The sequence below is a fragment of the Pseudarthrobacter sp. C4D7 genome, assembly GCF_013359725.1.
Classification (GTDB): domain Bacteria; phylum Actinomycetota; class Actinomycetes; order Actinomycetales; family Micrococcaceae; genus Arthrobacter.
Genome location: NZ_JABFMW010000015.1, coordinates 1 through 17,383 on the forward strand (window position 1 = coordinate 1; position 17,383 = coordinate 17,383).

A 17,383-nucleotide genomic window follows, 5' to 3' on the forward strand; every position below is an offset into this window, starting at 1 on the left:
CCGGCCACCAAGAACGAACCACCCGGCTGGACCTCACCCACCGGCCGGCACTACCAAAGCGAACACCAGGACTGGGAACCACCCCAATGGCCGCGGCACGTGGTGCCGGAGTTGGGATCGCTGGAAAGGGTAGTTGCCGGTTGTGCGGACCTGGTACGGATCGGCTACTCCCCGGGGGAGGCATGGCTGGACCGCATCCTCCATCCGCCCTCTGCCTGAACTGGCGGGCGGGCCGATACTCGGCGTCACGCTGTGCCACGAAAAGATGTGCCACGCCACGCCGCGCTTCACCACGTCCCGCCACGCTGGCCACGCCACGTCGGGCTGTGCCACGCCCCGCCGCGCTGTGCCACGCCACGTCGGGCTGTGCCACGCCACGTCGGGCTGTGCCACGCCACGCCGTGCTCTGTCGGACTTTCCCCGGTCATGGGCGTCCGGCTAGATTCATCAGCAAGATGACAAATTCACAGACTCCGCTCCACGCAACCGCATACTGGACCACTGCCAAGGAGCGCGGCGAGCTCAGAACCGAGGACGTGCCGGCCCCGGGGCCCGGGGAAGCGCTGGTCCGTGCCCTCTACTCCGGCATCAGCAAGGGCACCGAGATGGTGGTGCACACCGGAGCCGTGCCGCCCCGGGTCGCAGAAGAAATGCGGGCGCCGCACCAGGAAGGCCAGTTCCCCGGACCGGTGAAATTCGGCTACCTGTCCGTCGGAATTGTGGAGGAAGGGCCCCAGGAGTGGAAAGGCCGGCGCGTTTTCTGCCTGAACCCGCACCAAGACCTGTACGTGGTCCCCGTGGAGTCCCTAACCCGGATTCCCGACGACGTCCCCTCCCAGCGCGCAGTCCTCACGGGGACAGTGGAAACAGCCGTCAACGGCCTGTGGGAGGCCGGGCCCAGGCTGGGGGACAGGATCGCAGTAGTCGGCGCCGGGCTGGTGGGCGGCATGGTGGCCACCCTCCTGCGCACCTTCCCGCTGCAACGCCTGCAGCTGGTGGACCTCGATCCCGGCAGGAAGCAGCTCGCCGACGCCTTGGGCGTGGAGTTCGCACACCCGGATGACGCGCTGGCCGATTGCGACATCGTCTTCCACTGCTCGGCATCCCAGGAAGGCCTGGAACGCAGCCTGCAGCTGGTCGGCGACGAAGGCGACGTCATTGAAATGTCCTGGTACGCCAACCGGGAAGTTACGGTCCCGCTGGGCGAGGACTTCCACGCGCGGCGCCTGTCCATCAGGGCCAGCCAGGTGGGTATGGTGGCCCGTGCCCGCCGCCACCGCCGCACCAATGCCGATCGGCTGGACCTTGCAGTATCGCTGCTCAAGGATCCTGTCTTCGACGCATTCCTGACCGGTTCGTCTCCGTTCGAGGACCTCCCGGGCGTCGTCCAAAGCCTGGCCGACGGCACCCTGGAAGCCCTGTGCCACGTCGTCGAATACCCGGCCCCAAGCCAGACAGCCGTCCCCGCCGTCCACAACCCGGAAAACCAGAGGTAACCCATGTTCAGCCTTACCGTCCGCCGCCACTTCATGATCGCCCACAGCCTGCCGCGCGAAGCCTTTGGCCCGGCGCAGGGACTCCACGGGGCAACCTTCGTAGCTGAGGTGGCCTTCCGTCGTCGCGCCCTGAACAATGACGCAATCGTCCTGGACATCGGCGCCGCCGGAACCATCATCGAGGACGTGCTCGACGGCCTGAACTACAAGAACCTGGACGAGCACCCGGACTTTGAAGGCAAGCTCACCACCACGGAAGCGCTGGCCGAATACATCGCCACCCAGGTCGCGGCGCGGATCAAGGACAGCGACGACGGCCGCGAACTCGCCGGCATCGACGTCACCTTGCGCGAGAACCCGGACGCGTGGGCCTCCTACTCCCTGGACCTCGCCGCCTGACCTTGCGCCCCATCCGGCTGCTGGTCCCCGGAAACATCCGGCACAACTCCGGCGGGAACGTCTACAACGCGCACCTGGTTGACGGGTTGCGGACACTGGGCGCCCAGATGGACGTCATCAGCGTTGAGGGTGGTTGGCCGCTCGCCGGCGCCAAGGAACGACGCCGGCTGGGTGCCCTCCTCGGCGCATGGGAACCGGACAGCGCCACCGGACCGGACAATGCCCAAGGACCAGACAGCGGTCCGGTAATCGTTGACGGACTGGTCGCCGTAGGCGCTCCGGACGAACTGGAATTCGCTGCCAAGGCCGGTAGGCAAACATGGGTCATGGTGCATATGCCCGTGCCGGAAAGTGCCGGGACAGCAGCCCTTGCAGGCGAGGCCAGGGCTCTCCGCGCGGCAACGGGCGTGATCTGCACCAGCTCGTGGGCAGCGTCCGTCCTCCTGCAAAGGGGGGTGGTGCGGACACACATAGCGCTGCCCGGAGTTGAACCAGCTGCCAAGGCCGCCGGGTCCACGCCTCCGCACCTGGCCGTAGTGGCCGCCCTGCTGCCCAACAAGGACCAGTTGTTGGCCGTGGACGCACTTGCCCGCATCCAGGACCTGCCGTGGACCGCCTCGTTGGTGGGCTCAGACCAGGCAGACCCCGGTTACGCGCGGGCAATCCAGGATGCCGTCCTTGCCCACGGGCTGCAGGAGCGGGTCAAGCTCACCGGGGAATTGGCCGGCGAAGCGCTCGGAGCTGAATGGGACCGGACTGACCTGAGCCTGTTGCTGTCCCGTGCGGAGGCATTCGGCATGGTGGTCACCGAGTCCCTGGCCCGCGGCATTCCCGTGATTGTCCGGAAGGGCACAGGGACTGAAGAGGCGCTGGGGCTTGCGGGGCTGACAGCGGCCGACGGCGGTCCACGCCTTCCCGGGGCAGCGCTGCCGCTTCCGGAAGGAGGGCAGGAAGGCCCCGCCAGGCTGGGGCAGGCACTGCGCCGATGGCTCGAGGACCCGGAGGTCAGGTACGGTTGGCGTGCAGCAGCGCTGGAGGCACGGCTGTGCCTTCCGGACTGGGGCACCACCGCCCGGGGAGTGCTGGCCCTGCTGGCCGAACGGGGCCGGTAGCCGGGCCACAGCGCACGTGGGCCGGTCTAGGACCGCGGACTAGGGTTGCGGGCTGCTGCTGCGGTGCCCTGCAAAAAACGTGCGCAGCAACACGGCGCATTCCTCCTCGCGGACTCCCGGATACACCTCAACCCAGTGGTTGAGCCGGCGCTCACGGAGGATGTCGAACACGGAACCGGCAGCGCCTGCTTTCTCGTCCCAGGCGCCGAAGACAACCCGCGGGATCCGGGCCAGGACAATCGCCCCGGCACACATCGCACAGGGTTCCAGCGTGACCACCAGCGTGCAATCGGCTAACCGCCAGCCGTCGCTGCGGCCGCCGTCGAGCCGTGCCCGTTCCTGCAGCCGCTGCGCCGCCTCCCGGATGGCCACCACCTCGGCATGGGCCGTGGGATCGCCCAGTTCCTCCCGCTGGTTCCGGCCGGAACCCAGCACCCCGCCGTCGGGCCCTATCACCACGGCGCCGATGGGAACGTCCTCTGTGGCCAGCGCCTTACGCGCCTCGGCCAGGGCAAGGCCCATCCAGGCGTCATGTTTCTTTTCGGGCAACGGCATGGCTCAATGATAGTTTCGGGGATACTCAGGTTACTTACGGATGCCGGGAGGCAGCATGGACACCCTGCGGGATCGCCTAGGTCTCTGGTTCAAACCTTATGCGGCGCTGATCCTTACCATCCTCGTGGGCGGGGCCATCATCGTGTCCCTGGCCCTGCTGGGAGCTGAGGTGTACGACGACGTGGTGGATTCAGCCGGGCTGGCCAACCTGGACAAGCCGGCCCTGGCGTTTGCCGAAAGCCTGCGCAGCCCCGGCCTGGACGCGTTCGTTACCGGCTTTACCAACATCGGCGGCGGCATCGGCATGCCCATCCTGGCCAGTATCCTCACTGCCTGGTTGACGTTCCTCAGCCGGAACTGGCGGCCGCTGGCCCTGATCGGCGGTGCTGCGGGCGTCTCCATCCTGGCCACCACCTTCGGCAAGAAGCTGGTGGGCCGCACCCGGCCGGACCACGCGGACGCGGTACCCCCCTATGAGGATTCGCCGTCCTTTCCCAGCGGCCACACACTGAACACCACGGTGGTGATCAGCCTGGTGATCTACCTCATCTGCCTCCAGTTCCAGGCCACGCTGGTTCGCGTCACGGCCATCACGGCCGGCACGCTCTTCATCATCGCCATGGGCCTCAGCCGCGTCTTCCTTGGCCACCACTGGTTGACGGACGTCATGGCCGGCTGGTTGCTGGGCCTCACCTGGGTTGGCGTGGTGATCCTGGCGCACAGGCTCTTCCACCTGGTCCGCAAGCGGGAGCACGCCGGAGCCCCGCCGTCATTCGACCGTCCGATCATCCGCGACGTGGTTGGCGAGGAAGTTCGCCAGCACGGCGACGGGGGCAAGGCACCTGCCCGCGGCAGCCACACCAAGGACACCGCCGGATGATAGTTTTGGGGGATGCGTACTCTCGTTGTTGACCACCCCCTGGTCGCCCACAAGCTCACCGTCCTCCGGGACAAGAACACTCCGTCGCCGGTCTTCCGCCAGCTGACGGAAGAGCTGGTGACCCTGCTGGCCTACGAAGCCACGCGGGAGGTCCGCACCGAGCCCGTCACCATCGAGACGCCGGTCAGCACCACCATCGGCACGGCGTTCACCAAGCCCACCCCGCTGGTGGTCCCCATCCTGCGCGCTGGCCTGGGCATGCTGGAGGGCATGACCAAGCTGGTTCCCACGGCCGAGGTGGGCTTCCTGGGCATGGCCCGGGACGAGGAGACGCTTGACATCATCACCTACGCCGAGCGCCTTCCGGAGGACCTGACCGGCCGGCAGGTGTTCGTCCTGGATCCGATGCTGGCCACCGGCGGCACGCTCCGCGAGGCCATCAAGTTCCTGTTCAAGCGGGGAGCCTCGGATGTCACGTGCATCTGCCTGCTGGCGGCCCCGGAGGGCCTGGCGAAGCTGGAGGAAGAGCTGGGCGACGCAAACGTGCACATCGTCCTCGCCTCCATCGATGAGAGGCTCAACGAGAAGTCGTACATTGTTCCCGGCCTGGGCGACGCCGGCGACCGCCTCTACGGCATTGCAGGGTAGTTTTCACCCTTTTTGAATGCCGTCTCCGCCGCTAGCCTGTGCGGATGAACTGGAAACTCGAACTTGTCTACGTCCCCGTGTCCGACGTCGACCGCGCCAAGGATTTCTACGTCAACAAGGTGGGTTTCAACGCCGACTATGACGAGCGGCCCTCGGACGACATCCGCTTCGTCCAGCTGACCCCGCCCGGCTCGGCCTGTTCAATCTGCATGGGCGACGGGCTCCTGGATGCCCCTGCCGGCACCGGAACCACGCTCCAGCTGGTGGTGGACGACATCCAAAAAGCGCACGACCACCTCAAGGGCAGCGGTGTGGACGTCAGCGACATCGAAGTGCTGCCGTGGGGCCACTTTGTGTATTTCGCCGACCCGGACGGCAACAAATGGGCCGTCCAGTACATCCCGTGGCGGAGCGCCGCCCAGGACGCAGCCGACAGCGGCACAGCAGGGGGCGCAGCAGGTTAACGCACCAGCGGCCCGCACCCAGGTGGATGCGGGCCGCTGGTGGCGGAGAAATTCCTTGCGCCCGGCCCCGGTGAACGACGGCGGGGAGTCCGGGTGCGGCGTCGGCAGCGGTTAATGCCGGGGAGCCTCAGCGGATCCTCCGGCGCGCTGCCACAGGCAAGCCGGGCCTAGTACCAGTTGTGGGCCAGGTGGAAATTCAGCGCACCGCACGGGGAAGCGTAGCTGAGCTTGATGTAGTTAAGGCCCCAGTTGATCTGCGTGCGGTAGTTCGTGAGGTAGTCGGCGCCGGCGCTGGCCATCTTCTCGGCCGGGAGCGACTGGACAATGCCGTACGCCCCGCTGCTCGGATTGGTGGCCGTGGTGGTCCAGTCCGATTCCTTGGTCCACAGCGTCTGCAGGCACTGCATCTGGTCCGGGCCCCATCCGTAGGTGGCCAGCTGGCTGGCGGCGTAGGCCTGGGCACCGGCGGGGTCGTTGACCGCGACGGCGGGTGCCGGCTCAGGTGCGGGTGCAGGCTCCGGTGCAGGTGCCGGCGCGGCCGGTGCCGGGGCGGCGGGGGCTGCCGCGGGAGCCGGCTCTGCGGCCTGGGGTGCCACGGTGATGGCGGCGGGAGCGGGGCTCTCCGCCGGGTTGGAGCGGATCTCGCTCTTCTCGATGCTCATCTGGGCATCGGAGGCTGCCGGAGTGGACTGGGTGGACGATACCGGGGCCATGCTGCTGGTGGCCTGGCCGGCGGCGCCTACTCCCACCAGAACCGCGCAGGATGCTGCGAGGATCCCGGCGCGGCGGCCGAGGGTGGTCTTCTTTGCCTGCTGCGTGCCTTTGTGTTTAGCCTTGGCATGCAGACGTGCTTCTGCCGTGTTTTTGAACATGATTGATCGCCTCTCACACCTGCGGAGTTAGCTGTCGGGTTCGGATGAGGGCATCCGGCCGCACGGAACAATCACGTGCTGGCTTAACCCCAAGGGCATTCATTGCCCGGGACGGTGGGTCCCCCGCCTCTGCCGTGTCTCAATCGGAAATCCGGGAAGCGGCAGAGCTTGGCGTCAACCCGGGATATGCGGCCCGAACGGGGACCGCACCCAATCGACGGTACAGGAAGATTAAGGCAAAGTCACATTTGGGTAACGGAAGTCACGGTCGGCCGCGCGTCGGGTTGCCCGGACGGGCCGGGGCGTTCGCAAGGGCGGCCGCCCCGGCAGCCGCCCTTGCAGCCGGCGCTGGCGGGGTCCGCTGCTATTGGCCGGCCAGCAAGTACACCGTGGTGCCGTCAATGCTCTGCGCCTGGAAATTTCCGGCCACCCACGTAGCGATCCGGGAGGCTGCGTCCGAGCCGCTGGTGGCACGCATGGTCCCGCCCGCGATGAAGTAATGGATCTTCCCTTGGGCTACCAGGTCCTGGAACTGCGCCAGCGTGGGGGAGGGGTCTGTGCAGTTGAAGCCGCCCACTGCCATGACCGGCAGCTCCGTTGCCAGTTGGTAGCCTGCAGCGTTGTTCGCACCCACAACCGCTGCAGCCCAGGTGTAGCGCGGCGCGTCGGTCTTGAGCGCAGTGACCAGGCTGGCCGACGGCGTGGGCGCACCCAGGAGGCCGCCCATGCCGCCCCCGCCACCCGTGAACCCGGTACCGCCCTGGCTGCGCGGCTGGCGGAAGCCCTGGGCGGCGCTGCCCGCGCCATTCGGACCGGACCCGATCCGGCTGTTCCGGGCACCGGCGGGAGCGCCGGCCGCCGCCGCCCCGAATCCGGAGGTGGGTCCCGCGCTGACGATTGCTCCACTGTGCGCCATCGATGCCGTGGAGACGGAGAAGGCCAATGGGCCGGCGAGCGACGCAGCAACGGCAAGCGCCGCCGTCGTCCGTTGGAGGGAAGTCCTTTGGATGGAACCAATGCCCGGGAGCCCGTTCAAGCCCGCTCCCGCCGCCGCGGCCAGGCCGGCTACGAGCACCAGCCAGCGCAGCCACGGACCATAGGCCGATGTGGTGCCCAGCAGGAAGAACGCGGTGAGGGCTGCCGCGGCCACGGCCAAGGAGAGCAACATGCCGGCGGCCAGTTGCTGCCTGCGCTGCCACAGCAGCACTGAGCCCAGGCCGGTGAGCCCGGCGATTCCGGGAGCAAGCGCCACCGCGTAGTAGGGGTGGATGATGCCGGCCATGAAGCTGAACACCAGGCCGGTCACCAGTACCCAGGAGCCCCAGGCCAGCACTGACGCACGCACCGGATCGGTCCGCGGTGCCCGCCGGCCCACCCACAGCAGGCCGATCGCGAGGATCAGGGCGGAGGGCAGCAGCCAGGCGATTTGGCCACCGAACTCGTTGTTGAACATCCGGAACAGGCCGGGAACGCCCCAGCCGTTACCACCGCCCACGCTGCCCGTTTCGTCGCCCGTCAGCCGGCCCAGGCCGTTGTAGCCAAGGGTCAGTTCCAGGATGGAGTTGTCCTGCGAGCCGCCGATATAGGGCCGCATTCCGGCGGGTGTCAGCTCCACAGCCGCGAGCCACCAGCCCGCGGACACCACCATCGCAGCGCCGGCCGCGGCCAGCCGCAGGAGCCGCCGGCCCGGCCGTCCGGGCCCCGCCACCAGGTAGGCCAGGGCGAACCCGGGAACCACCAGCAGGACCTGCAGTTGCTTGGCCAGGAAGCCGAAGCCCAGGAACGCACCGGCCAGCAGGAGCCAGCGCAGCCGGTCCTCCTGGATTGCACGGATGACCGCGTACCCGGCCGCCATCATGAGCAGCACCAGCAGGGCGTCAGGGTTGTTGAACCGGAACATCAGCGTGGCCACCGGGGTCAGTGCCAGCACCGCTGCCCCCAGCAAGCCCGCACGGTGGGCAAGAGTGGCATTCCCGGTGGCCTGCGCCGCGCTCCTGCGGACGGACAGATAGAGCAGCCAGGCGGTGCCTACGCCCATCAGCGCCTGCGGCACCAGGATGCTCCACGGATTCAGCCCAAAAAGCCGGACCGATAGGCCCATGATCCACAGGGAGGCCGGTGGTTTGTCCACCGTGATGGAGTTGGCGGCGTCCGAGGAACCGAAGAACCAGGCAGTCCAGTCCTGCGACCCTGCCTGGGCCGCAGCGGAGTAGAACGCGTTGGCCCAGCCGGAGGCGCCCAGGTTCCACAGGTACAGCACGGCCGTGGCCGCCAGCACCGCGGCCAACTCCAGCCGGCGCCGGACGGCCTGGTGGTCCCCGCGGTGGCGCGCGGGGACCGTCCCCGGGTTTCCGGAGGCGCGGACCCTGGAACCGGCAGCGGAACTTGATGGTCTGGCGCTTGAGGGGACGGCGCTTGACGGGACGGCGTCTGACGGCATGGCGTGTGGGTTACGGCTGGCCATGGCGGGCTACTTGGTGAGCTGGTAGACGGTGGAGTTGCCCACGGTCTGGGCCTGGAAGTTGGCCTGCACCCAGGCGGCCACCTCCGAGTTGCCGCCCCGGCCGCCCATGCCGCCACCCATGCCGCCGCCCTGGATGAAGTATCCGATCTCACCCTTGGCCACCATGTCCTGGAACTGGGCGAGCGTGGGATAAGGGTCCCCGCCGTTCCAGCCGCCCAGCGCAATGACATTGGTGTTCGTGGCAAGTTCCAGGCTGGCCGCCTGGCTGGCGCCGGAGACGATCGCGGACCACTTCGTGGTGGTGGCGGAGAGCAGCGCGGACACGGCGGCATCGGCGGTTCCCTCCCCGGGGCCACCGGCTGAACCAGCCATTCCGTTCGCGGGGTCAAAACCATTCGCCGGGTCAAGCCTGTCCGCTCCGGCGGCGGCGTCCGTGCCCTCGGTGCGGTCCCCGCGGAAACCGGCAGCCCGGTTTCCAAAACCGCCTGCCGGGGACCCCGCGGGCCCCGACGTCGGAATGGAGCCTGAATGCGCGGTTGCTGCGGTGGCGATGGTCCACGCACCGGAACCAAGCCCACCGGCAAGGAGGGATATGACGACGACGGCGGAAGCGCCCGCGCGTCGGAACCGTCCGGCCGTGCCGCGGCTGTCGACGCGGAGCAGGATCGCGGCCGCTGCCAGGACGCCGAGGACGATGACAGCGGTCCGCAGCCAGGGGAGCCAGGACGCGTCGCGGCCCAGGAGGACAGCCGACCAGATCGAGGTCCCCAGGACCGTCACGGCCAGGACGATCCTGGCCGGCCAGTAAGCTCGTCCGCGCCACAGTTCCACGGCGCCGGTTCCCACCACGGCCGCGATCGCCGGTGCCAGCGCCACGGAGTAGTAGGGGTGGACAATGCCGCTCATGAAGCTGAACACCCCGGCGGTCACCAGGAGCCAGCCGCCCCACAGGATCAGCGATGCGCGGCTCATGGAGGTGCGGGCCTCCCGCCTGGTGAACCAGAGCCCCGCCACCAGCAGGACCAGGGCGGCGGGCAGCATCCAGGACACTTCGCCGCCAAAACTCGTGCCAAACATCCGCAACAGGCCCGCCGACCCGCCGAACCCACTGTTCCCGCCGCCGAAACCGCCGCCGGGACCACCGGCCGCCCCCCCTGCGCCGCCGCCCGGCATGCCCTCACCTGAACCGGTGATGCGGGCCAGGCCGTTGTAGCCGAAGGTCAGTTCCAGGAAACTGTTGGTGGTGGAGCCGGCCATGTACGGCCGGGCAGAAGCCGGCGTCAGCTGGAATAAGGCAACGTAGCTGCCGGCCACCACAAGAATGCCTCCCAGCGCGCACATGAGGTGCGCCAGCCGGCGGCCTATCGACGTGGGTGCCGCCCACAGGTAGGCCAGGCCCAGTGCCGGAACGATCAGGAAACCCTGCAGCATCTTGGTGAGGAAGGCCAGGCCGATCACGGCCCCGGCCGCAACAAGCCACCTCCAGCCCGCCCGTTCGATGGCCCGGATGGTGAAGTATGCCGCCAGCACCAGGCACAGCGTGAGCATGGCGTCGGGGTTGTTGAACTTGAACATGAGCGCGGCCACGGGTGTCAGCGCCAAAGCACCGCCGGCCAGCAGGCCCGCCGCCGGTCCTGAAACCCGTTTGACTGACAGATAGAGGACGCCGACGGCGGCAACGCCCATGAGTGCCTCTGGCACCAGCATGCTGAGCGGCGAGAAACCGAAGATGCGGCCCGCGAGGGCCGGAATCCACAGTGCCGCCGGAGGCTTATCGACGGTGATGGCGTTCCCCGCATCAAGTGAACCGAAGAGGAATGCGGTCCAGTCCTTGGTGCCCGCCTGGATGGCGGCGGCGTAGAACGAGTTCCCGTAACCGGTAGCTGCGAGGTTCCAGAGGTACAGGACCGCTGTGGCCGCCAGGAGCCCGGCAGCGGACGGGCGTACCCAGCGCGGCTGGTTTCCGAAGGCGTAGCGCTTCCAGCGGGGCGCTGTCTTGTCGGGTGCTGGCTGGAGGTCCGGGCCGGCAGAAGGGACTGGCGTGCCGGCAGCGTGGCCGGCGGGAGTAATGGTGAAAGTCATGATGCTGCCGTTTCTGTGGAAGTGGTGGCGTCCGGGGTGTTGGTGTTGTCGGCGGCGCCCCGGAAGACCCAAAGCCGGAACAGCAGGAAGCGCACGGCCGTGGCCGCAAGGTTCGCCCCCACGACGGTGAGGACTTCCACCCACCGGTCAGGCGTCGTCGTCCGGTGCACCAGGGCAAGCGCCCCGGACGTGAGGGCCAGGCCGATGCCGAACACGATCAGCCCCTCGAAGTGGTGCCGGACCGGGTTGCCGCCCTGGATCCCGAAGGTGAAGCGCCGGTTAGCTCCGGTGTTGGCCACGGCGGTGACCAGCAGGGCCAGGAAGTTGGCCAGCTGAGGGTCCATGGAACCGCGGCAGAACAGGAAGATCAGCAGGTAGGCCAGCGTTGAGGCGGCGCCAATGGCGGCGAACCGGACCAGTTGGCCGAAGAGGCTGCCCCGGCGGGTCTGCTCGCCGGACCGCGACCAGGCGGGAAGCGGACCCCGTGCCAGGGCCGCACGCAGCTCTGGAACCGGGATGCGGCCATAAACCAGGTCGCGGGTGAGCCGTGCCATGCCGCGGACGTCGGCCAGCGCCGTGCGGACCACGTCCACGCTGGAATCGGGATCATCGATCCAGTCCACGGGGACTTCATGGACGCGCAGGCCGCAGCGTTCGGCCAGGACCAGCAACTCGGTGTCGAAGAACCAGGAGTTGTCCACGGTATAGGGGAGGATCTGCTGTGCGACGTCGGCCCGGATGGCCTTGAACCCGCACTGGGCATCACTGAACCGCGCAGCCATCAGGGAGTGGAGCAGCAGGTTGTAGCCGCGCGAAATGAACTCCCGTTTGGGCCCGCGGACAACCCGGGAATTGCGGGTCAGCCGGGTGCCGATGGCCAGGTCGGAATGCCCGGAAATAAGGGGTGCCAGCAATGGGGGCAGCGCCGCCAGGTCGGTGGAGAGGTCCACGTCCATGTAGGCCAGGACGGGGGACGGGGAGGCGAGCCACACTTTGCGCAGCGCGTTCCCGCGGCCCTTCTCGTCCAGGTGGACCACCGTGACCTCGGGGAACTCCCGGGCCAGCCGCTCGGCCACCTTCAAGGTTCCGTCCGTGCTGGCATTGTCCGCCACCGTGATCCGGAAACTGTGCGGAAAGGTGTCACGCAGGTGTGCGTGGAGCCTGCGGAGGCATTCCTCAAGGTCGCGCTCCTCGTTGAAGACGGGGATGGTGACATCAAGGACGGGGACGGCGGTCCGCGTATCAACGGGGGCGCGCCGCGGGGAGCGTCCCCGGGCAGGCGTGCCCGGCGGTGCCACCGCGGCGTCCTGCACGGTTCCTGAAGTGGAGTCGGTGAGCGTCATGCATCAACAGTGGCGCCGCCGTATTTGTGGGCTTTAGGCGCCACCTGTGACGTGCCTGTGCATGTCAGGGCCGGGTGGATCCTTCGTCAGGATACGGCAGAGCCGGCTGCCGGGAGGCGGACCGCGAACTCGGTGCGGCCCGGCCGCGAAACCAGTTCCACCGTGCCTCCGTGCGCCCGGACGATGGAATCCACGATGGACAGCCCCAGGCCAGATGACCCCTCGGAGCCGGGGCCTTCGGCAGCGGAGCGGGCGGCGTCGGCCCTGGTGAAGCGCGAGAAGATGCTGCCTTGGAACTCGGCCGGGATGCCGGGCCCGTTATCGGTCACCGTGACCACCACGCTTCCGTCGGCCGAGCGCATCACACCGGTCGTCACGGTGGTCCCCGCCGGCGTGTGTTTCCGGGCGTTGGAGAGCAGGTTGGCCAGCACCTGGTGGAGCTGGGCGGCGTCCCCGCGGACCGTGACCGGCTCCTCGGGCAACTGAAGCTGCCAGGCGTGGTCCGGGGCCATGACCTTTTCGTCGCTGACGGTTTCCACCACCAGCTGCGTGAGGTCCACATCGGTGGCCTGGGTGGCTTTGCCCTCGTCCAGCCGCGCCAGCAGCAGCAGGTCCTCCACCAGCGCGGTCATGCGCTCAGACTGGCTTTGGACACGGCCCAGAGACTTCCGGCCGTCTTCGGTCAGGGGCTCGGTCATGCGCATCAGCTCCGTGTAACCGCGGATGGCAGTCAGCGGTGTCCGGAGTTCGTGGGAGGCGTCGGCAACGAACTGGCGCACCTTGGTCTCACTCCGCTGCCGGGCCTCCAGCGCGCTGGAGACATTGTCCAGCATGAGGTTCAGGGCGTGGCCAACACTGCCCACCTCAGTGTTGGGATGTGCGGCTGACGGCGGCACCCGCAGCGCCAGGGCCACCTCGCCGGCATCCAGGGGCAGCTTGGATACTTTGGTTGCTACGTCGGACAGCTGTTCCAGCGGCCGCATGGTCCGCCTGATCAGGGCAGTGCCGGCCAGCCCGATCACCACCAGGCCGCCGAGCGAAACCAGCACCATGGTCAGGACCAGTGAGGCCTCGGTGTTTTGCTTCATGGACAACGGCAGCCCGGTGATCACCACGTCACCGTACGGGGTCTCGGTGGCCAGCACGCGGTAGTCGCCTTTGGACAGGTCACGGTCCACGGGCACGCCATCGCGGGGGAGTGCCTGCAGGGTGGCCACGTCAGCGGAAGTCAGGGACGTCCGGGTGAAGTCGGAGGAAAGGAAGCCGGCTTCCCTGCTGATCTGCCCGTTCACCACCCGGGCATTGAGGGTTCCCACGCTTTGCCCGCGCGCATCGAGGGGATCGGGACGGCCGGAGGGGTTGCCTTCCGGCGGCCGCCCGCGGGACGCCAGTTTCAGCTGGGCATCGAGCTGGTTGGTCAGGACCACATCCATCGAGGCATAACTGGCCACGCCAATGGCGCCTGAAATGGTCACCAGCAGCGCCATGGACAGCAGGATCAGGCGGGTACGCAAATGCCAGGTGGCGGGATTGGACCAGGACCGGCCTGCGGGACGGGGGACGCCGGAAAGCGATGACATGGGTGTGCGCCTGGCTAGTCTGCCGGCTTGATGACATAGCCCGCCCCGCGCACGGTGTGGATCATCGGCGGATGCGTGGCGTCGATCTTCTTGCGCAAGTAGGAAATGTACAGTTCCACGATGTTGGCCTGGCCGCCGAAGTCGTAGTCCCACACGTGGTCCAGGATCTGGGCCTTGCTCACAACGCGCTTCGGGTTTTCCATCAGGTAGCGGAGGAGCTCGAACTGCGTGGCCGTCAGCTGGACGTCCTCACCGGCCCGGGTGACTTCCCTGGTGTCCACATTGAGGACAAGATCGCCCACCACCAGCTCGGCGGTGTCCATGGCGGCCACTCCGGAACGCTGGACCAGCCGGTGCAGCCGGAGCAGGACTTCCTCCAGGCTGAAGGGCTTGGTGACATAGTCGTCCCCGCCGGCGGCCAGGCCCACGATGCGGTCCTGGACGTCGTCCTTGGCCGTCAGGAACAGCGCGGGCACCTCCGGGGCGAAGGCGCGGATCCTGCCCAGCAGCTCGACGCCGTCGAACCCCGGCAGCATGACATCGAGCACCAGGACGTCGGGGTGGAAGTCCTTGGCGAGCTTAACGGCCGTGGGTCCGTCGCCGGCCACTGCCACGGACCAGCCGGCCAGGCGCAGGCCCATGCTCATCAGTTCGGAGAGGCTGGGCTCGTCATCGACCACCAGGGCGCGGATGGGGGAACCGTCAGGGTGGGTGAGCCGGGGAAGGTTGTTGGTCATGGGGTGCGGGGATGCCATGGGACAACTCTCCGATCTGTCGGTTTGCCGATGCTTTGACGTTGCTGTGTTCCGGCTGTGAGCTCCAGCCTAGCCACCTGTGACCGCGGCCGGGTGGGTCCAAGGGGAGCCGCGGAGAGGTCACAGGCGGGCGTGGCCGGCCGCACAGCCCCTGCACAGCAAAGCGGCAGAGCCTGTTGGGACAGCAGCACCAATACCAACAGCACAACATCTTGGAGATCGCCATGGAACAGCAGGACAACAGCCGCGCGGGATCAACGGGCCACGACGGCAGGGTGGACCCGTCCGCAGCAGGCCGGGAGCAGAAGGACGGCCCGGCTCCCGTGTGGGAAGGCCAGGGCGGTTCCGCCGAGCAGGAGCCGGTGGCCGGCGGCCAAGCGCCGCGGGGCCAGTCGCCCTGGGAACGGAACCCGCAGGGGCAGCCGGCCCAAGGAGGGGGCGCCCCTACTCCCGGTTCGCCTTCCCCGGGGTGGGGTACGACGTCGGCACCGGGCCAGGTGCCCGGCCCCGGCACCGGGTGGGGCGCGCCGCAGCAGTATGCACCCGGCACTCCGCCCCGGGCCGGTAAGGGGAACTGGACCGCGAAGAAGAGTGCGCTGGTGGGCGGCGTCGCGGTGGTTGTGGCCGCCGCAGCCGGTGCCGGCGCCTATGCTGCCGGGAACGGGGCGGCGGCAGCGAACAACGCCCAAGGCATGGATGCCGCGGGCCAGTTCGGTCCGGGCAGCCAGGGCGGCGTGACAGGCCCGAATGGCCAAAGCGGCGTGGACGGCCGCGGATCGGCAGGCGGCATGGGGATGGATGGTGGACCTGGCGGGCTGGGGATGGGATCCGCCGGGCTTAACGCGGCCGTCCATTCCGAATATGTCGTCCTCGACGGCTCCAACTACGTCACCATGGCCGGCCAGGCCGGTACCGTCACGGAGATCTCGGACACGTCCATGACCGTAAAGAGCGAGGACGGGTTCACCCGGACGTACCAGGTGGCATCGGACGTGCAGGTCATCCAGATGGGGGAGGGGATGCGGCAGCGGGGCGGAAACTCCGCCGGCGGCACCACCGGCATGTCCAGCGTGGCCACCGGCGCCAGCGTCCGCGTGACGGCCCTGAAGAATTCAGACACCTACGTGGCAGAGACCATCCAGCTGGCGGCAGCGGCCACTGCCACGACCCCCGGCGCCGGTACCAGCAGCAACTGACGGCTGGCCGGAACGATGCGCGGACAGTCCTGCCTCCGGCTCAGCGGCGTGTGGCGGCAAAAAATCTGCTGGCGGCAGGGCAACGGTTGGACACGGCATATGTCCACGGAGCGGATTCCACGTCAAACGGTTGAATTTCGGACTCATTCGACAAACTGAGCTTTTATCGAAGTTAATTCTAAAAAATGACGTGATCAGGCCGTATGCCGATCCAGGCGTCCGCGATCTTCCCCGGTTCCGAAATAGTGACATGCGGCACAAAATTGGATTTCGTCTCACAATGCGGACGATTCGGTCCATTGTTACTTGCAAGTTGGCATTGTTACGCGGCACACTTCCAATGTGAACAAGAACTCAACAGCACCTGCAGCCGCAGAACATTGGACCAGCACACCCGCTGCCGCCAACATGCGCTGTTGTCGAATGCACGCCTGACCTTCCCCACCCACCGAAGTTCTTAGGCATTCGCCCCCAAGCCCAGCGTCGGGCGTCCCTCCCCGGTCCGCGTGACGGGGAAGCCAGCATTCGAGCCGCGGAGCCGGCCATTTCACAATGAGGTAAGCATTCATGTCAGTTGCATCCGGATACGTCCACATCTCTGTCCGTAACGCCGCCAAGGCCGGCCAGGCCACCGGCCTCCGCCCCGGCTTCGGACCGCGTCCTTCGCTTGCTCCCTCCCCGTCCGGAAGCAGCTTCCCCGCGCAGGGCTTCGCTCCGCAGGGATACAACCCGACCTCCTACGGCCAGCTTCGCGCCGTGCACCCCGCCGAAGCTGCCCCCGTCACCGCTCCCACGCCCGTGGTGCCCGGCGCACACCAGGTCCGTCCGGTAGCAAACGACAACGTTGCCCGCGGATTCGTCCTTTACATGGGCATCGATGAGGAAACCGCGGCAGCAGCCGGCACCTCCATCGCCAAGCTCGCCCAGGAAATCCGCGCTTACGCCCAGTCCCTGGTCTCAGGCGCCGAAAGCTACGCCGCCGTTGCCGTGGCGCCGGCCGGCACCCCCGGTTCCGCGCTCGACGTCGTCCGCTCCACCTTTGGCGACCCCACGGTCAACTCCCGCCAGCGCACCGAAACCCCCCGCCCTGCCCAGTCGCAGGAACCGCGGCCTTCCGGGGTGCTCATTGACCTCGCCCGCCGCGAAGTGCACCTCGACGGCGAATCCCTGAACCTGACGTTCAAGGAGTTCGAGCTCCTCAACTACCTTGTGGAGAACGGCACCCGCACCGTGGGCCGCGACGAACTCCTTGAGGGACTGTGGCGCAACGCCGAAGAAGTGCCTAACGAGCGCACCATCGACGTCCACATCCGCCGCCTCCGCTCCAAGCTGGGACGCCTCGCCAACACGGTCCGCACCGTCCGCGGCCAGGGCTACCGGTTCTACGAGCACCCGGAGGTTGTTGTCTGGGCCGCTCCGGAGTACTCGATCTAAGTATCTTTCGCGCGAAGGCGACTTGCTCCTGTGGGGCTGGTCGCCCTTCGGCGTTCAGCCGGCCCTCGCCAAGAACTGTGCCTCCGCGGCTGGGGGATTGGCT

At 67.9% G+C, this 17,383-nt stretch carries 15 protein-coding genes, 1 pseudogene and 1 riboswitch; of the genes and pseudogenes, 9 read left to right on the forward strand and 7 right to left on the reverse strand.

Translation table 11 applies throughout. The features are described 5' to 3' along the window. The 4 genes and pseudogenes from HNO81_RS11845 to HNO81_RS11860 form a co-directional block, all read left to right on the forward strand. Positions 1 to 219, forward strand: a pseudogene (locus HNO81_RS11845) (endonuclease); the annotation flags it as partial. 236 nt (positions 220 to 455) lie between these two features. Next, the gene (locus tag HNO81_RS11850) at positions 456 to 1,496 is read left to right on the forward strand and encodes a zinc-binding alcohol dehydrogenase (RefSeq protein WP_175318329.1); all 1,041 of its coding nucleotides are present in this window, start codon (positions 456 to 458) and stop codon (positions 1,494 to 1,496) included. A 3-nt stretch (positions 1,497 to 1,499) separates the two neighbouring features. After that, a complete protein-coding gene (locus HNO81_RS11855) occupies positions 1,500 to 1,895 on the forward strand; it encodes a 6-carboxytetrahydropterin synthase (RefSeq protein ID WP_175318330.1) in 396 nt (131 codons plus the stop codon). A 2-nt stretch (positions 1,896 to 1,897) separates the two neighbouring features. Further along, positions 1,898 to 3,007, forward strand: a complete 1,110-nt coding sequence (locus tag HNO81_RS11860; RefSeq protein WP_175318331.1) for a glycosyltransferase family 4 protein — start codon at positions 1,898 to 1,900, stop codon at positions 3,005 to 3,007. A gap of 39 nt (positions 3,008 to 3,046) precedes the next feature. Here the strand turns inward: HNO81_RS11860 and HNO81_RS11865 are convergent, their stop codons facing one another. Continuing rightward, entirely contained in the window at positions 3,047 to 3,562 is a 516-nt protein-coding gene (locus HNO81_RS11865) for a nucleoside deaminase (RefSeq protein WP_175318332.1), read from the reverse strand. A 55-nt stretch (positions 3,563 to 3,617) separates the two neighbouring features. Between HNO81_RS11865 and HNO81_RS11870 the strand changes: the two genes are divergently transcribed. The 3 genes from HNO81_RS11870 to HNO81_RS11880 are packed head-to-tail and all read left to right on the forward strand — an operon-like array spanning position 3,618 to position 5,554. Next, entirely contained in the window at positions 3,618 to 4,442 is an 825-nt protein-coding gene (locus HNO81_RS11870) for a phosphatase PAP2 family protein (RefSeq protein ID WP_254703437.1), read from the forward strand. A 12-nt stretch (positions 4,443 to 4,454) separates the two neighbouring features. Continuing rightward, positions 4,455 to 5,090 carry a uracil phosphoribosyltransferase gene (gene upp, locus HNO81_RS11875; protein WP_175318334.1) on the forward strand — a complete coding sequence of 212 codons (636 nt, stop codon included), beginning with the start codon at positions 4,455 to 4,457 and terminating at the stop codon, positions 5,088 to 5,090. A 44-nt stretch (positions 5,091 to 5,134) separates the two neighbouring features. Further along, positions 5,135 to 5,554, forward strand: a complete 420-nt coding sequence (locus HNO81_RS11880; protein WP_175318335.1) for a glyoxalase superfamily protein — start codon at positions 5,135 to 5,137, stop codon at positions 5,552 to 5,554. 167 nt (positions 5,555 to 5,721) lie between these two features. Here HNO81_RS11880 and HNO81_RS11885 read toward each other — a convergent pair whose 3' ends face one another. The 6 genes from HNO81_RS11885 to HNO81_RS11910 all read right to left on the reverse strand — a co-directional run bounded on the left by HNO81_RS11885 (position 5,722) and on the right by HNO81_RS11910 (position 14,650). Beyond that, entirely contained in the window at positions 5,722 to 6,426 is a 705-nt protein-coding gene (locus HNO81_RS11885) for a hypothetical protein (protein ID WP_175318336.1), read from the reverse strand. Positions 6,427 to 6,429: 3 nt separating this feature from the next. Beyond that, positions 6,430 to 6,592: riboswitch (cyclic di-AMP (ydaO/yuaA leader) on the reverse strand. Positions 6,593 to 6,790: 198 nt separating this feature from the next. Beyond that, a complete protein-coding gene (locus tag HNO81_RS11890) occupies positions 6,791 to 8,890 on the reverse strand; it encodes a glycosyltransferase family 39 protein (protein ID WP_254703438.1) in 2,100 nt (699 codons plus the stop codon). A gap of 6 nt (positions 8,891 to 8,896) precedes the next feature. Continuing rightward, positions 8,897 to 10,972: a glycosyltransferase family 39 protein gene (locus HNO81_RS11895; RefSeq protein WP_175318337.1), complete on the reverse strand. Its 2,076-nt coding sequence runs from the start codon at positions 10,970 to 10,972 to the stop codon at positions 8,897 to 8,899. Then, positions 10,969 to 12,315 carry a bifunctional glycosyltransferase family 2/GtrA family protein gene (locus HNO81_RS11900; protein WP_175318338.1) on the reverse strand — a complete coding sequence of 449 codons (1,347 nt, stop codon included), beginning with the start codon at positions 12,313 to 12,315 and terminating at the stop codon, positions 10,969 to 10,971. Before HNO81_RS11900 ends, HNO81_RS11895 begins: the two co-directional genes overlap by 4 nt. A gap of 86 nt (positions 12,316 to 12,401) precedes the next feature. After that, entirely contained in the window at positions 12,402 to 13,895 is a 1,494-nt protein-coding gene (locus HNO81_RS11905) for a HAMP domain-containing sensor histidine kinase (RefSeq protein WP_175318339.1), read from the reverse strand. Positions 13,896 to 13,909: 14 nt separating this feature from the next. Continuing rightward, positions 13,910 to 14,650: a response regulator transcription factor gene (locus HNO81_RS11910; protein WP_175318340.1), complete on the reverse strand. Its 741-nt coding sequence runs from the start codon at positions 14,648 to 14,650 to the stop codon at positions 13,910 to 13,912. Between the two features lie 224 nt (positions 14,651 to 14,874). Here HNO81_RS11910 and HNO81_RS11915 point away from each other — a divergent pair, with 224 nt between their 5' ends. Next, positions 14,875 to 15,846 carry a hypothetical protein gene (locus tag HNO81_RS11915; protein WP_175318341.1) on the forward strand — a complete coding sequence of 324 codons (972 nt, stop codon included), beginning with the start codon at positions 14,875 to 14,877 and terminating at the stop codon, positions 15,844 to 15,846. 567 nt (positions 15,847 to 16,413) lie between these two features. Beyond that, complete coding sequence (locus HNO81_RS11920; RefSeq protein WP_175318342.1) at positions 16,414 to 17,280, forward strand: winged helix-turn-helix domain-containing protein; 867 nt, start codon at positions 16,414 to 16,416, stop codon at positions 17,278 to 17,280. Positions 17,281 to 17,383 lie beyond the last annotated feature (103 nt).

Coding starts and splice junctions, on each gene's coding strand:
- HNO81_RS11915 (WP_175318341.1), top strand. CDS start 14,875: ATGGAACAGCAGGACAACAGCCGCGCGGGATCAACGGGCCACGACGGC.
- HNO81_RS11900 (WP_175318338.1), bottom strand. CDS start 12,315: ATGACGCTCACCGACTCCACTTCAGGAACCGTGCAGGACGCCGCGGTG.
- HNO81_RS11870 (WP_254703437.1), top strand. CDS start 3,618: ATGGACACCCTGCGGGATCGCCTAGGTCTCTGGTTCAAACCTTATGCG.
- HNO81_RS11850 (WP_175318329.1), top strand. CDS start 456: ATGACAAATTCACAGACTCCGCTCCACGCAACCGCATACTGGACCACT.
- HNO81_RS11855 (WP_175318330.1), top strand. CDS start 1,500: ATGTTCAGCCTTACCGTCCGCCGCCACTTCATGATCGCCCACAGCCTG.
- HNO81_RS11905 (WP_175318339.1), bottom strand. CDS start 13,895: ATGTCATCGCTTTCCGGCGTCCCCCGTCCCGCAGGCCGGTCCTGGTCC.
- HNO81_RS11880 (WP_175318335.1), top strand. CDS start 5,135: ATGAACTGGAAACTCGAACTTGTCTACGTCCCCGTGTCCGACGTCGAC.
- upp (WP_175318334.1), top strand. CDS start 4,455: ATGCGTACTCTCGTTGTTGACCACCCCCTGGTCGCCCACAAGCTCACC.
- HNO81_RS11920 (WP_175318342.1), top strand. CDS start 16,414: ATGTCAGTTGCATCCGGATACGTCCACATCTCTGTCCGTAACGCCGCC.
- HNO81_RS11895 (WP_175318337.1), bottom strand. CDS start 10,972: ATGACTTTCACCATTACTCCCGCCGGCCACGCTGCCGGCACGCCAGTC.
- HNO81_RS11865 (WP_175318332.1), bottom strand. CDS start 3,562: ATGCCGTTGCCCGAAAAGAAACATGACGCCTGGATGGGCCTTGCCCTG.
- HNO81_RS11910 (WP_175318340.1), bottom strand. CDS start 14,650: ATGGCATCCCCGCACCCCATGACCAACAACCTTCCCCGGCTCACCCAC.
- HNO81_RS11885 (WP_175318336.1), bottom strand. CDS start 6,426: ATGTTCAAAAACACGGCAGAAGCACGTCTGCATGCCAAGGCTAAACAC.
- HNO81_RS11890 (WP_254703438.1), bottom strand. CDS start 8,890: ATGGCCAGCCGTAACCCACACGCCATGCCGTCAGACGCCGTCCCGTCA.